General features: G+C 37.9%; 15 protein-coding genes. 12 read left to right on the top strand and 3 right to left on the bottom strand.

The features are described 5' to 3' along the window. Positions 1–212: 212 nt before the first annotated feature. The 4 genes from LVD16_RS24110 to LVD16_RS24095 all read left to right on the top strand — a co-directional run bounded on the left by LVD16_RS24110 (position 213) and on the right by LVD16_RS24095 (position 4,041). Positions 213–1,010, top strand: a complete 798-nt coding sequence (locus LVD16_RS24110; protein ID WP_233770863.1) for an MbnP family protein — start codon at positions 213–215, stop codon at positions 1,008–1,010. Next, on the top strand, positions 1,000–2,040 hold the full coding sequence (locus LVD16_RS24105; protein ID WP_233770862.1) for a cytochrome-c peroxidase: 1,041 nt from the start codon (positions 1,000–1,002) through the stop codon (positions 2,038–2,040). The genes LVD16_RS24110 and LVD16_RS24105 overlap by 11 nt, the downstream gene beginning before the upstream one ends. A 7-nt stretch (positions 2,041–2,047) precedes the next feature. Next, entirely contained in the window at positions 2,048–2,971 is a 924-nt protein-coding gene (locus LVD16_RS24100) for a transporter family protein (RefSeq protein WP_233770861.1), read from the top strand. A gap of 68 nt (positions 2,972–3,039) precedes the next feature. Further along, a complete protein-coding gene (locus LVD16_RS24095; RefSeq protein ID WP_233770860.1) occupies positions 3,040–4,041 on the top strand; it encodes an endo alpha-1,4 polygalactosaminidase in 1,002 nt (333 codons plus the stop codon). Positions 4,042–4,083: 42 nt separating this feature from the next. Here the strand turns inward: LVD16_RS24095 and LVD16_RS24090 are convergent, their stop codons facing one another. The 3 genes from LVD16_RS24090 to LVD16_RS24080 all read right to left on the bottom strand — a co-directional run bounded on the left by LVD16_RS24090 (position 4,084) and on the right by LVD16_RS24080 (position 6,512). Beyond that, positions 4,084–4,833 carry a glucose 1-dehydrogenase gene (locus tag LVD16_RS24090; protein ID WP_233770859.1) on the bottom strand — a complete coding sequence of 250 codons (750 nt, stop codon included), beginning with the start codon at positions 4,831–4,833 and terminating at the stop codon, positions 4,084–4,086. A gap of 276 nt (positions 4,834–5,109) precedes the next feature. Further along, positions 5,110–5,859: a glucose 1-dehydrogenase gene (locus LVD16_RS24085; protein ID WP_233770858.1), complete on the bottom strand. Its 750-nt coding sequence runs from the start codon at positions 5,857–5,859 to the stop codon at positions 5,110–5,112. 74 nt (positions 5,860–5,933) lie between these two features. Next, positions 5,934–6,512 carry a TetR/AcrR family transcriptional regulator gene (locus tag LVD16_RS24080; protein ID WP_233770857.1) on the bottom strand — a complete coding sequence of 193 codons (579 nt, stop codon included), beginning with the start codon at positions 6,510–6,512 and terminating at the stop codon, positions 5,934–5,936. A gap of 160 nt (positions 6,513–6,672) precedes the next feature. Between LVD16_RS24080 and LVD16_RS24075 the strand changes: the two genes are divergently transcribed. From LVD16_RS24075 to LVD16_RS24040, 8 genes are all read left to right on the top strand, one after another. After that, entirely contained in the window at positions 6,673–7,062 is a 390-nt protein-coding gene (locus LVD16_RS24075) for a hypothetical protein (protein WP_233770856.1), read from the top strand. Between the two features lie 123 nt (positions 7,063–7,185). Continuing rightward, positions 7,186–9,555: an ABC transporter permease gene (locus LVD16_RS24070; RefSeq protein ID WP_233770855.1), complete on the top strand. Its 2,370-nt coding sequence runs from the start codon at positions 7,186–7,188 to the stop codon at positions 9,553–9,555. A gap of 61 nt (positions 9,556–9,616) precedes the next feature. Continuing rightward, on the top strand, positions 9,617–9,856 hold the full coding sequence (locus LVD16_RS24065) for a hypothetical protein (RefSeq protein ID WP_233770854.1): 240 nt from the start codon (positions 9,617–9,619) through the stop codon (positions 9,854–9,856). Positions 9,857–10,520: 664 nt separating this feature from the next. Then, positions 10,521–11,033, top strand: a complete 513-nt coding sequence (locus LVD16_RS24060) for a hypothetical protein (protein WP_233770853.1) — start codon at positions 10,521–10,523, stop codon at positions 11,031–11,033. Positions 11,034–11,356: 323 nt separating this feature from the next. Continuing rightward, the gene (locus tag LVD16_RS24055) at positions 11,357–11,935 is read left to right on the top strand and encodes a hypothetical protein (protein ID WP_233770852.1); all 579 of its coding nucleotides are present in this window, start codon (positions 11,357–11,359) and stop codon (positions 11,933–11,935) included. Positions 11,936–11,966: 31 nt separating this feature from the next. Beyond that, entirely contained in the window at positions 11,967–12,209 is a 243-nt protein-coding gene (locus LVD16_RS24050; RefSeq protein WP_233770851.1) for a hypothetical protein, read from the top strand. A gap of 122 nt (positions 12,210–12,331) precedes the next feature. Next, positions 12,332–12,781 carry an ankyrin repeat domain-containing protein gene (locus tag LVD16_RS24045; protein ID WP_233770850.1) on the top strand — a complete coding sequence of 150 codons (450 nt, stop codon included), beginning with the start codon at positions 12,332–12,334 and terminating at the stop codon, positions 12,779–12,781. A 177-nt stretch (positions 12,782–12,958) separates the two neighbouring features. Next, positions 12,959–13,639 carry a hypothetical protein gene (locus tag LVD16_RS24040; RefSeq protein ID WP_233770849.1) on the top strand — a complete coding sequence of 227 codons (681 nt, stop codon included), beginning with the start codon at positions 12,959–12,961 and terminating at the stop codon, positions 13,637–13,639. Positions 13,640–14,050 lie beyond the last annotated feature (411 nt).

Here is a 14,050-nt window from a genome sequence, read left to right as displayed (position 1 = left end):
CATCGGTAAACGGTTTATAATCAATTGTTTACTGTAATTCTAATTTAAATATTTTGCTTCAGGTAGCAGATAAATGCAGGCAATGATGCATGCTTTGTACTTTCTATTTGTAGCAACTCACTTCAATGGCAGGAGTTTTTTTGACCTTCAATTTAAGGCTGAACAGACTTGTGCGGCATTGAATGTGATCAATGATAATTAACTAAATACACATGAAAACGATAAAATATTTATATATACTTCTTCTATTTCCTTTATTCATAGCTTGTGGGGATGATGATGGCGGTGAGAATAATGCTGCTTCTGGTGAAATGGTTATCGAGTTTGATAACAGAGTTGCAGGAACTAACCTTTCACTCAACACTACCGATTATCCATATATGAATAGCCTGGATCAAAGCTTTAAAGTGACTAAGCTGAGATACTATATCAGCAACTTCATTTTGCATAACGCTGATGGTACCTCTTTCACCATGCCACTTTCAGAAGACGGCGCAGAAGGTTACTATTTGGTGGATGAATCACAGCCAGCTAGTACAGAAATTACTTTATCAGATATACCTGAGGGTGATTACACTGGTTTTACCTTCACCATTGGTGTAGATGCCGATCGCGTTAAGGAAGGGGCACAAACCGGAGCCCTTGATGTAACTAATAACATGTTTTGGGGCTGGAATATGGGCTACATTTTTATGCAATTTGAGGGTGAGTCACCAGAATCTACAGAAGATGGTCAGGTGCTTCAGTATCATATGGGCGGCTATAAGTCAGACCCTGACAACCCAAACTTGGTAGATAACATTAAGATGACCACTTTGTCTGGTGAGTTTACCATAGCTTCTAATCTTAAGCCACAAGCGCATATTGTAGTAGATGTGAAGAAATTCTTTGACAGCCCTAACGTAATAGACTTTAGCTCAAATGCCAGCAGACATTCTCCTGCAGCAGCGGCTGAGATAGCAGAAAATTATGTCAATGCCTTTGTCTTAGATCACATTCATGCGGACTAACAACCTATGGAGAGTGCTGTGCGTCAGTGTATTATTCTGGCTCACAGCCTGCTCTTCCAGTGAAGAGGTGGAGGCTTCATGGCAATTAGATGCACCCGATTATTTTCCTGAAATGGTTTACCCTTTGGATAATAATGAGGTGACAGAAAAAGGCTTTGAACTAGGAAGAATGCTGTTTTTCGAAACCAGAATTTCTAGTGATGGTACTGTGTCATGTGGTACATGCCATCAGCCCTTAAAAGCTTTTTCCGATCCGGTACACACCTTAAGTGTAGGGGTAGAAGGCAGGCATGGCACGCGCAATGCTCCAGGAATATTTAACATGGCCTTTCAAAATCATTTCTTTTGGGATGGTGGGGTGAATCATCTGGACTTTGTGCCGGTAAATGCTATTACCAATGAGCTGGAGATGGATGAAACGGTAGCCGGAGTAGTTCAAAAGCTCAATGAGCTACCAGAATATCGGTCCCGTTTCAATGATGTTTTTCAAAAAGACTCCATTGATAGCCAACAGGTACTCCACGCGCTCTCTCAGTTTATGATGATGCTGGTCTCAGATCAATCGCCTTATGATAAATATCTCAGAGGTGAATATGAGCTTACTGCTGCCGAAAGCAGAGGCATGTTGCTATTTGAAAAGAACTGTACCGAATGCCATAGCGGCACATTATTTACTGATGAAAGCTTTAGAAATAATGGCCTTGATAATGATTTCACCAATGACCTGGGCCGAGCCAGAATCACGGAATACGAGGGAGATGAAGGCAAGTTTAAAGTACCATCATTAAGAAATGTGCAGCTCACCAACCCATACATGCATGATGGTAGATTCAGCACTTTGGAAGAAGTGCTTGACCATTATGCAGGACGGGTGAAGCCCAGTAAAACATTGGATGCGTCATTATTGAAAGAAGGTGAACAGCCGGGCATCGGGCTATCGGATGACGAGAAATCAGATATTATCACTTTTTTGAAAACCCTTACTGATCGTGAGTTTGTCAGCGATTCCAGGTTTTTTGATCCTAACTAATTCAAGCATGAAAAAATATATCATAATCATATGTCTACTCATCGGGCTGGCATTAACATCCGCTAAAGCTTGTGATGTTTGTGGCTGTTCTTTGGGCGGCAATTACTTTGGAATATTGCCTCAGTATAATAAAAATTTCATCGGTCTCCGGTGGAGTCAGGCTAAATTTTATGCACACATGAATCATAACAGCGAATACTTAAATGAGGAGTATTCTCATGATACCTATAGCAAAGTAGAGTTGTGGGGCAGGTTCTATGTGGGCAAGAAATTACAGGTAATGGCCTTCGTTCCTTATGGCTATAATAACATGGATGGCACCGAGCAGAAGGTGAGTAATAGCGGCTTGGGTGACGTTACATTATTGGCTAATTACATGATTTTAAATACCGGTGATGACGATCAGAAAATGTTGAAACACACCTGGATGGTCGGGGGAGGAGTAAAGCTACCCACCGGAGAAAATGATTTTCAGGATAATGGTGTCCTGGTTAATAGAAACTTTCAGTTGGGCACGGGGAGCACCGATTTTTTACTGTCCTCTGTATACACCGTACGGTATAATAAAATAGGGTTTAACGCAGAGACAGGTTATAAGATAAATACCAGAAATTCAGATGATTATCTATTTGGGAATCAGTTTCATGCTTCCGGTCAGTTTTTCTATTGGCAAAATGTGAAAAGCGTAGCCTTATTGCCAAATGCAGGTCTGTATTATGAAAGTGCTGAAAGGCATCAGGATGGTGAAGTACTACAGGCCAACACAGGTGGAAGTGCTATGCTGCTTACCGCTGGGTTAGAAACCTATGTGAAGAGAATTTCCGTTGGGGTGAATTATAAGTATCCTCTAAGCCAGAAGTTTAATAGCGATGATGTGGCCAGTATTGAGAGCAAACAGCGCTGGATGTTATCGGTTACTTATAACTTCTGATAAAGTAATAATATGATATTAGAGGCGTTTCAAGTTTCTAATATCATATTAAACTGTTTTTAATGTCTATGAGATTAACATCTAAATCCTTATCTATCAGCTTATTATTGACCTCCATTATTTCAATTACTTCGTGCGGCGATAGTGACAGCCCCGAGCAATTGGGGATTGTTCTGTATGATCAGGAAATGCGAGATTTTGTAATCGGCATCAGTAAGTATGCTAAAGCTTCTGATCCTAATTTTATAGTTATACCACAAAATGGTCAGGAATTAATTACCGAGTTTGGTAATGTGGAGAACGACGTGCAAATGGACTATGTCAATGCCATTGATGCCACCGGCAGGGAGGATATGTTTTATGGTTATGATAATGATGATGAACAAACTCCTGAAGATGAGAAGCAGTATTTATTAGATTTTTGTCTATTGTTCGAGCAAAATGGAGTAGAAGTTCTCACCACAGATTATTGCTCAACCCCAGCTAAAATGGACGATTCGTATGCAAAGAATGAGGCCAATGGCTTTATTTCATTTGCAGCAGATGAGCGTGATCTCAATAGTATTCCAGCATACCCACAAACTCCTTATAATGAGAATGATGATGATATTACCAACATTTCAGAGGCTAGGAATTTTCTCTATCTGATCAATAGCGAGAATTATAATACTAAGGCTGATTTTTTAGGGGCTATCGCCGAGACTAATTATGATGCTGTAATCATGGATCTTTTTCATAATGAAGAAGCATTTAACACTCAGGAACTGCAGCAAATAAGAACGAAGAAGAATGGTGGTAAGCGTTTGCTGCTATGTTATATGAGCATTGGGGAAGCTGAAGATTATCGATATTATTGGAATGAATCATGGCAGGTTGGCAACCCTAAATTTATTGCTGCGGAAAATCCGGATTGGGAAGGGAATTATAAAGTGAGATACTGGCAAGAAGAATGGCAACAAGTAATTTATGGAAATGAAAATGCCTATTTGGATAAAATATTAACCGCTGGCTTTAATGGTGTTTATCTGGACATTATAGATGCATTCGAGTATTTTAGAGAGAATGAATAAGATTTAGTGCCTTAAAAAGAATGTTTTAAGGCACTAAACCCATTAAACCTGACTCATACCACCATCTACATTTAGTTCTATCCCATTGATAAAGGTGGCTCCGCTTGAAGCCAGAAATAGTACCGATTGTGCTATTTCATCGCAGTTGCCATACCGCTTTAATGGTACTTGCTCGGTGAACCCTCGACCCATGGCGTCGTATTCTTCGCTGCTCAAATTCATTTTCCTGAATATCTCAGTTTCCACCGGCCCGGGCGCTATGCTTATAGTCCTTATATTTTTTTCAGCCAGCTCGTTAGCCAGCACCCTGCTTAGCGATCTTAACGCCGCTTTGGTGGCTGCATATACGCTGGTATTGGTGTAACCTTTGCATCCTGCTACGCTGGTATTACTAATAATTACACCACCGGGATTAATGAAGGGAAGCGCCTCTTTGATAGTGAAAAATGGCCCTTTTACATTGATGTTGAAGTGTTCATCAAAATGATCTTCAGAGATGAGTCCTATGGGTCTGAATTTGGCTATTCCTGCATTCAGAAAAAGAATATCCAGGTGACCAAAAGTATCTATGGTTTTGTGGATAGCTGTTTTATTAGCGTCAAGATTGCCCGCGTCTGCAAGTATGGCTATGGCATCGCCTCCAATTTTTTCCAGAGCTTCATCCAAGGCCTCTTGCCGCCGACCGGTTATGGCCACTTTTGCGCCTTCTTCTATAAACAATTTCGCAGTGGCTAAGCCTATGCCACTATTCCCGCCAGTAATTAGAGCAACTTTACCTTTTAATGTGTCCATTCAGATTGTATTTAAGTGTATTAGATAAAGTTCCTGAACATTAAAGGCAGTAAAAAAGCAATCCGATTAATTGCCTAGCGATGAATGATTTCTGCTAAAATTCAATCAGATCACTGTGGAGGATGGCGAGGTGGAGACATACCAATAGGACAAAATCATGTAGGCGTGTGAGATGAACCGTAATTTATATGATTATTTTTATTAAAATTTAAAATATTACACCAATATGAAATAAGTAAATCCGGCGTAAGCGCAGGATTTACTTATTTATAAATGCTAAACCTGACTTAAGCCGCCGTCTACTTCAAACTCAACTCCGTTGATAAAAGAGGCGTCATCAGAAGCTAAAAACAGAACTGTTTTTGCTATTTCTTCTGATTTACCCATTCTACCAAGAGGCACTTGTTGTGCAAAACCTTTACCCATTTCATCTACCTGATCTGCCGGAATGTCCATTTTACTGAAGATTGGAGTTTCTATAGGGCCGGGCGCTACACTTACCGTTCTGATTTTCTTTTCAGCCAGCTCATTAGCCAATACTCTGCTTAATGATCTTAGTGCTGCTTTGGTGGCAGAATACACCCCTGATCCGCTGAAACCTTTCTGGCCTACCACGGAAGTAGTGCTGATGATAGCACCTCCTTCATTCATATAAGGAAGGGCTTCTTTAATGGTGAAGAATGGCCCTTTTACATTAATGTTAAAATGCTCATCAAAGTGATTTTCGGTGATGTCTAAAATCGGTGAGAACTTAGCTACACCAGCATTTAGAAACAAAATATCTATGTTTCCGAATGCTTCTACGGTTTTTATTACCGCCTCTTTGTTGGCAGGAATGTCCTTAGCATCTGCAAGTACAGCCACCGCATCTCCACCTATTTCTTTAATGGCCTCATTCAGAGCTTCTTGTCTTCTGCCGGTGATTACCACCTTGGCACCTTCTTGTACAAAAAGCTTGGCGGTAGCTAAGCCTATTCCGCTATTGCCACCAGTGATTAAAGCCACTTTTCCTTCTAATCTTTTCATAGTTAATTTTATTTGGAATGTTCATTTCAAATAACGGTATATTGAAATGAACGTTTCAAATAAGATGAAAAAAATTAGAGGTTGTTTAATATTTGTTTTGTAATGATCTGAATTTCAGAACATTCTTTCGCAATCATACTGGTGATCATAAGCCCTTGAATACTAGAGAATAAGTAGAGGGCGAGTGCTTTAGCGTCTTTAGAAGGATCAATTTCGTTCTGTTGCTGTGCTTTCTTAATCAGACTCGTAAAGAAACTAGTCAGCTTTTCTTTATTGCTTACTAAAAACTCATGCACTTGTGGATCTACGCTGCTTAATTCGGAGGTACAATTGGCCAAAAAACAGCCGTTATGATTTTGCTCTTCCATCAGTCCATCGCGTATGCTTTGGAAGAAGTTAATTAAGGCGGCCTTAGGTGATTCCTGTTGTTTTATGTAATTCTGCCATAGCTCGCTTTGATGGCACTGGTAGTGACTTAAAGATTCCATATACAGCTGATACTTGTCACCAAAGGAATTATACAGGCTGGATCTGTTCAGACCAGTGGTGTCCACCAAATCCTGCATGGAAGTGCCATTGTAGCCCTTTCTCCAGAAAAGGTCGGTGACTTTTTCCAGTACTTCATCTCGATTAAATAACACAGTCTTAGGCATGATGATCGAACATTCTGACCCACTAATAAGTTTCTAATATAGAATCAACGCCAGCAAAAATACTCAATTAACAGCTGATAGTTAGAGATTTAGTATAGGAAGAAGATAAATAGATTGACTTGAGTTATATTTTATTGTCAAAAATTATTAATTTAAGGGTATGAGAATCGCATATAGTAAAAAACATATTAACATAACTTTATACTCTGCCATTTTTCTGGCACTTCCCATTGTCATTGCCATAGTTTCGGGAGAGCAATTCTCCGGCAATATAATTTCCTGGTGTTTGTTCTCATTGATTTCGTTTTCAGTTTATTTTTATCAAAGATATTTTAAGTACGTTACCATAGAAAACGGATTCATCAATGAAAATGGTCCTTTTGGTAAAAAGCTGGCTTTAGATAAAATTAAACAGATAAGAGAATTTGCTGGCGATTACATACTGTCTACTGATGATAAATCCATGACTATCAATACTCAGATTGTAGCCAAAGATTCGCTTCCCCTTCTTAAAAATTCACTACAACAGCTGAATGTGGATTGGAAATAATTTATTTCCTGAAATGCATGCAACCTTTAAATAGAGCACTGGTCTTTTAAGCGAACTTGATTTTCAGCGGTTTTTTGTTACCATTCTGAAAATCTTGAGTATACCTTAAAAAAATCGACCACCATGCTTAAGAATTACTTACTGGTTACTATTCGCAACCTCCTTAAAAATCGTGTTTATTCATTTATTAACATCACTGGTCTTGCCATAGGTATAGCTTGTGCGGTGCTAATACTTCTATGGGTGCAGCATGAGACATCATTTGACAAATTCATTCCAAAGGAAGATCGGCTATATCAGGTATGGGCTAATGCAGACTTTGATGGCAAGATTAATAGCTGGCGTTCGGTGCCGCTACCTACGTATGAAGCACTGAAGGATAGGCATGTGAACATTGTTAATTCTGCTGTAGCAGGGTGGGGGAGTACACATTTGCTGAAATGGGAAGACACCAGGTTCAATAAAGATGGCTATGCAGTAAGTGAGGAATTCCTGGAAATGTTTGAATACCCTTTATTAGAAGGAGATGCGTCTACCGTTCTGGATGATCCTTATTCCATAGTTATTACAGAATCTTTGGCGAAAGCCTTGTTCGGTAAGGAAGACGCCATGGGTAAATTGGTGCGAATAGATGATGCAAATGATTTGAAGGTTACAGGAATTTTAAAGGATATCCCTAGTAATTCTTCTTTTCAATTTGAATATCTCTTCCCCTGGAAATTTAGAGCTATTGTGGAAGAATGGGTAGTAAATAATCAGGATAACTGGGGTAACTATTCTTTTCAGGTTTATGTGGAAATTGATGATGCGGACCATGAAGAGGCTGTAAGTGAGTCAGTAGCGCCTATGCTTACTGAAAATGGTCAGGATGATATGCCTAGAACATTTTTCTTGCTCCCATTATCAGAGTGGAGGCTCAATTCAAATTTTGAAAATGGCGAAGCCACCGGGGGTATGGGCGATTATGTTAAATTATTTACCATTATCGCGGTGTTTATTTTGTTGATTGCCTGTATCAACTTCATGAACCTGGCCACTGCAAGGTCTGAGAGAAGGGCAAAAGAAGTAGGGGTAAGAAAGAGCGTAGGTTCTGGACGAATAGAATTGATACTTCAATTTATAGGCGAATCGGTTTTTATTACCTTCATCTCCTATGTTTTAGCTATTCTGGTTTCTCAACTTCTATTGCCTTATTATAATCAGCTGGTAGAGAAGGATTTAACTATAGATTATTTATCTCTGGAATTTTGGATGGTTTCATTGGGCTTTATAGTCCTGGTAGGTGTTGTGGCTGGGAGCTATCCGGCATTTTACTTATCCTCTTTTCAGCCGGTTAAGGTGCTGAAGGGGAAAGTTAAAGTAGGTAAAAATGCCAGTACACCCAGAAAGGTTTTGGTTACGTTACAGTTTGGCTTTGCCATATTGCTCATCATCGGTACTGCCGTGATTTATAAGCAGATACAGCTAGTACAAAGCAGAGATTTAGGGTATGAGCAGGAAAATTTGCTTAGCATACCTATGAACAATGAAATGATAAAGAACTACCGGCCACTGAAGTTAGAACTTCAAAGTTCAGGACTGGTAGAGTCGGTTACAAAGTCTAATAGTTCTATTACCTCCATCAATTCTAATAACTTTCTTGGTTGGCCCGGTAAGCCGGAAGATTTAAAAGTGATCTTCACCACCATTGCCACTGAGTATGACTATACTAAAACGATGGGCATCAAAGTGCTGGAAGGACGTGATTTTTCAGAGGATTTTAAAAGCGATACTTCAGCCATAGTTATCAATAAAGCAGCCTTAGATTTAATGGATCTGGAAGAGCCGATTGGTACTCAGCTTGACTTATGGGGCAGTAAAAGAACATTAATAGGTGTGGTGGATAATACGCTTATGGGTTCTCCCTATGATCCTGTAAAACCCATGTTTATAGTAATTGATAGAGAGTGGAGCGATAATTTGGTTACTTTGAGGCTCAGCAAAACTAACGATCTGCAGGCGTCAGTAGCTCAGGTAAAGTCTATTTTTGAAAAGTATAATCCGGCCTATCCATTTGAGTATCGCTTTGTAGATGAGGACTTTGCCAAGAAATTTACCACCATAAATCTTACTAGTAGACTAGCGGCCATATTTGCCGGCCTAGCCATATTCATCACTGGGTTGGGGCTGTTTGGTTTAGCTAGTTTCACAGCAGAGCAGCGTACTAAAGAAATAGGCATAAGAAAAGTCTTGGGTGCATCAGTGAGCAGTTTGGTAGCGCTGGTTTCGGCAGAGTTTTCTAAGCTGGTGATCATCTCTTTCGTGATTTTTGCACCATTAGCCTGGTGGCTGCTCAACTCATATTTGCAGCGCTACACCATCCGTACAGACATTGATTGGTGGGTGTTCCCAGCCACTGGTTGCATAGCACTTGCCTTTGCAGTAATGATAGTGGCGAACCAGGCTTGGGGGGCAGCACGCTCTAATCCCGTGAAGTCTTTGAGAAGCGAATAGCTAAAAATACTTGATTTGTTTAGTGAAAAATTCGTAGGTTAGAGTATAATTTCTCTAACCTATGATCTTATTAGAAGGAGATGTGGGTTATTATAAGGTCCTTATAATTCCCATTTCTTTATTTACAGCAGCCATTCTCTTTGGCTTACACAGATGGATTAAGCGTGCCCCTTACTTTCAAAAACTAAGGACCATGCTCGACGTATTTCCTTCCTATGTAAAGCTGATCATGCTAGTGCCATTTACCATGTTTGTAATGAGCCTGGTAGTTTCAGCGGTTTCACTAATGCTTTCTTATTAGTGTTTGAGCCAGGGTGGAGGGGAATTACATCAAAAGCATTTCAATTAATATTAGCTGTTCATAGCTTTTCGTAGCCTGCGACTACGAACTTTTCAATGATCACTAGTGTCTCTGACACGGTAATTTGATCAAAATTTTATTTTTTTATGGAATGGACTCCAATTACAAAAGAGGAAGTGCTCGACTTAATCAAACAGTCGGAAAATAGGCTAAACAACCAAATTCAACATTTCTGGAGCTTCATTCAAATTCCACTAGTAAAATGGTAAGAAAATGAATATGGTCAGGAAGGAGAAGGCTTTTGGGTAGTTGCAATTCTTGGTTCACAAGTTATTTGGTATAATGACATAGAAGAAGGCTTTAATATATCCGATTATTTTGAATATGGTACTATTAACGAGTACCAGTGCGAACAACTAGAGCTTCACGAACTTTTATTCAGATTAAGTCAAGAACAATAAATCTTACACCTGTTGCTGCCATGCTTGGCATGGTGGTATAATTATTACATTTTTTAGCACAGCCGCCAATTATTAAAGGATATTAAAAGGCTCACAAAACACTGCTATTCATTTTTAAAATGAAATTAATTAGATTGACCCATAAAAGAAATAAGGGAATGTTTTGTGTCTCTTATACGGATGTTGTAGGCTAGCAAATTAGAATGGAAAAATTCTCAAATAGCAGAACAGAATACTGGAATCAGATAATTGAAGAATTGTCAAACCGAAAAGATATTAAATCTCAACGTTTGCGATTCCAATACATTGAACTTGGACAGCTTCTGACTCATGCATTTTCAATTACTCAATTTGAAGGAAAAACAAGCAGCCTGAAACTCGCAATCTGGAACGCTGAATTTGACAATAAGAGATTTGACAAAGGGATTTATAATCTTGATCGACTCGCAGTTACAAATCATGATATAGCATTGAATCCAGTTGAGTTAAATAAGCTTGAAGGGCTATTAAAATTAGATTTGGAGCTAACCAATTGGGGCGGAATTACGCTAGATGGATTGTTCTGCCAATTTGAATTAGGGGATAAAAAACTTGAATGGAATTCGAATCAGGAAATCAATAATAATCTAATTAGCCTGATCGAGTTTTTGAGAAGCAAAGCCAGCCTACAACATCAGCTAGCCACAACCGGGTGGAAAACAGAGCCTGGAAGCTAGTTGCTCTAACGATAGGAAATTGTAACTTGAAAAGAAAACGCAAACAAGTGCCCGGCCTGATGGCTAGCCTTGGCGTTACCAAACATAGTTATTTGAAACACCGCCAAATCATTGATTTGGCTTTTAAGAATGAATAAATTAAAAACAAAATAAACCATTTGGCTCGGAGCAACTCGATAGTTCAGTGCTTTTTACTGCCCTACTTGCCATATACAAATCGTTAGGGTGCATTCATTAAGACACAGTTTGGAAGAATAGAGCATAAAATTGATATTAGAAATGATTACTAATTAGAGATAAACCTGGTTTTAAAAAAGGAAAAAATGAAGAAATTATTTGGTGCAATTACGTTAATTCTAACAGTTTGCAATTTGTTTGGACAGACAGTTGAGAGATGTGATTCAACAAAAGCATTCTGGATTATCGAAAAAGATAAATCAACTTATACTATTAAGATACTAGGCGATGTAAAAACTACTGAAAGAAAAAATGTAATATCGGTGGATATGTATGCTCTTCAATATTTGATAGTTGATACTGCCAATTATGTGATTGAAGGAAAATCATTAACAGAATTACAGATTCTCGCAAATTATGTTTCAAGTGAAGTAAATTATATGTCGAGACAGTTCCAAACAAAACTTGAGGCACAGATGCAAAAAGCCCCATTATCAAGTGATAAGGATGTCCTTATTTGGTGGTACAAGATGCCTGATGGAATGAATGAAGAAGTATCAAATCAATTATTTGCATGTATTATTATGGACGACAAGATTTTTGGATTAGCAAGTCCTCAATTTATTGACCAAAAATTTGAAGATATTCGAGACTTTTTAATGGATAATATAAGTACACTAAAAAGGGTAGAGAATAAAAAGGAATTGAAGAAATTATGTGAATAGAAGAACGACACCCTAACAATGTGTATAGTGCATGCGGGTTTCAGAGGTTTTCGACTCACTCACTGACAAATGGAGTAAAGAAAAAGACGATGAATTTTGGTTTGAAATGGAAAAACATGAAGATGATTGGAATATCCTTCGAGAAAAATCTAAGGCAGCACTGAAATTGCTTATCAGTGATGAATTAACTGTTGAGGTTAAGCATGCAAATGAATTAGATGAAAAAGGGAATATTGTTATCCAGAGAACTGAAACTAAACTAAAAGAAAAGTAAAAGACACCACAGCACTATGTGAAAATGCATTAAAACGCATTTTAAATTAAACGTTGTAAGTCATTAAAAAGTATAATTATTAAGCATCAGGTGATGAACTAGATGTTGATCTGACCAATAAAATGGATAAAAATATAGGACTCAGTGGATATATTCATCAAGGAAATCTAGATGAAGCAAATAGATTAATTTTGATGGGCGCAGATATAAATGTGAAATATGATTATGACACAAGACCAATTATAGCAGCAATAAATTCAGATAAAACAGAAGTTTTACAGTTTGTTATAGATCAAGGAGCTGATGTTAATATTGACATGGGGAATCCAACCAGATTGATGTTTGATTATGTAATAGATGGCATGATTCAAAGTGAGAGGGATCAACCTTATCCTGAAGACATTGAAAAATTAAAGCTACTTATTGATAATGGCGCAAATATTAATTTAATGGATAATACCGGAAAGCGTCCAATTGATATAATTAAAATCTATGGGACAACCGAAGAAAGTCTTAAAAAATTGAAATCATTTTTCCGTCCAATAATACCAGAAATAGATGATTATATATAATATTAAAACGCTAGCTTTTCGTAGTCTGTGACTACGAACTTTTCAATGATCACTAGTGTCTCTGACACGGTATTGAATAACTCATTTAGAATAGGAAATCAGTCAGCCATTGATTAAACCCTGCTATTCATTTTAAAAATTAAATTAATTAGATTGACCCATTAAAGAGATAAGAGAATGTTATGTGTCTCTTATATGGATGTTGACATCAATTACTGCATGACTGAAAAAGAAAATAAGAAAGAGCAAATATGGATGACAGTCTTTACAGTCATCAAAGAAGAAAACGTATCATTTAATCTTCCTAAAGGGTGGAAACTAAGTCATAGAGTATTCTATGATTATACTGATCAAAAAGTCGGAGAAATTGGACAAGGTTTAACAGAGATGGAAAGTGGCAAGGAATTTATTGACACCTACATTAATGGATTTGTAGATGATATGCCGACTACTACCTTTGTTAAAGGTGATACGTTAGTTTTGGGTCAAACAAAGTGGTTCTATGCCCTAAGAAGAAGCGAATGGGAAACCGATATAGTATCATCGGCTAAACTGACCTTGGATAAGATCTACAATTCTCACCCTGATTTCAACCCAAGGCAGATGGACGATGGCAACTACTTAATCGAGTATACTCAACCAGCATTTACAATCGTGTTTAAGGACGAAATAGAGAGCAATTGGGAGTACATAAACGAAAATCATCAAAGCGGTATTTGTGGTGATGAGGTTTTGATAAATGCTCAAGGACAAATAAACGTTTTCGATAAAGTTGGAAAAATAAGCCTTTACGGAAGAAGCAAAATGTTTATGGATGCTCAATTTCCAAAGGTTTCATTAAAATTTGACAAGAAGTAAAACTTGTACACAACAAAACCTAAACTGCATTAAAATGCAGTTTGTCTAAAACGTTATAGGTAACAGTTAGATGATTAAGAGATACATATACTTACTTTTAGGGGTTACATTTCTTGTAATTTCTTTTCTTTTTGTTGGCGTATATCAGCACGATGAATTCGGTGAATTCAGTTTTTTTACCAAATATCGACCGACAACACAGCTCTATTTTTATTCTCCAATAGGAATGCAGTCACTTCAATTATCAGATTTGACTAACGATCAACAGCAAAACGAAATAGCATTCAAAGAATTTATCATTGACACTCATATTCAGTTTAAAGGGGATCCTTTATGGTTTATTCCTCCAATCCTGCTTCAATTAACATTGACCTTTTTTACATTCGGTTTGTTCTACTTTCGAAGTGCTAA

It is taken from the genome of Fulvivirga ligni, from assembly GCF_021389935.1.
GTDB classification, from domain to species: domain Bacteria; phylum Bacteroidota; class Bacteroidia; order Cytophagales; family Cyclobacteriaceae; genus Fulvivirga; species Fulvivirga ligni.
The sequence above is the reverse complement of the archived record's forward strand: the minus strand, read 5'-3'. Positions and strand labels throughout refer to the sequence as shown.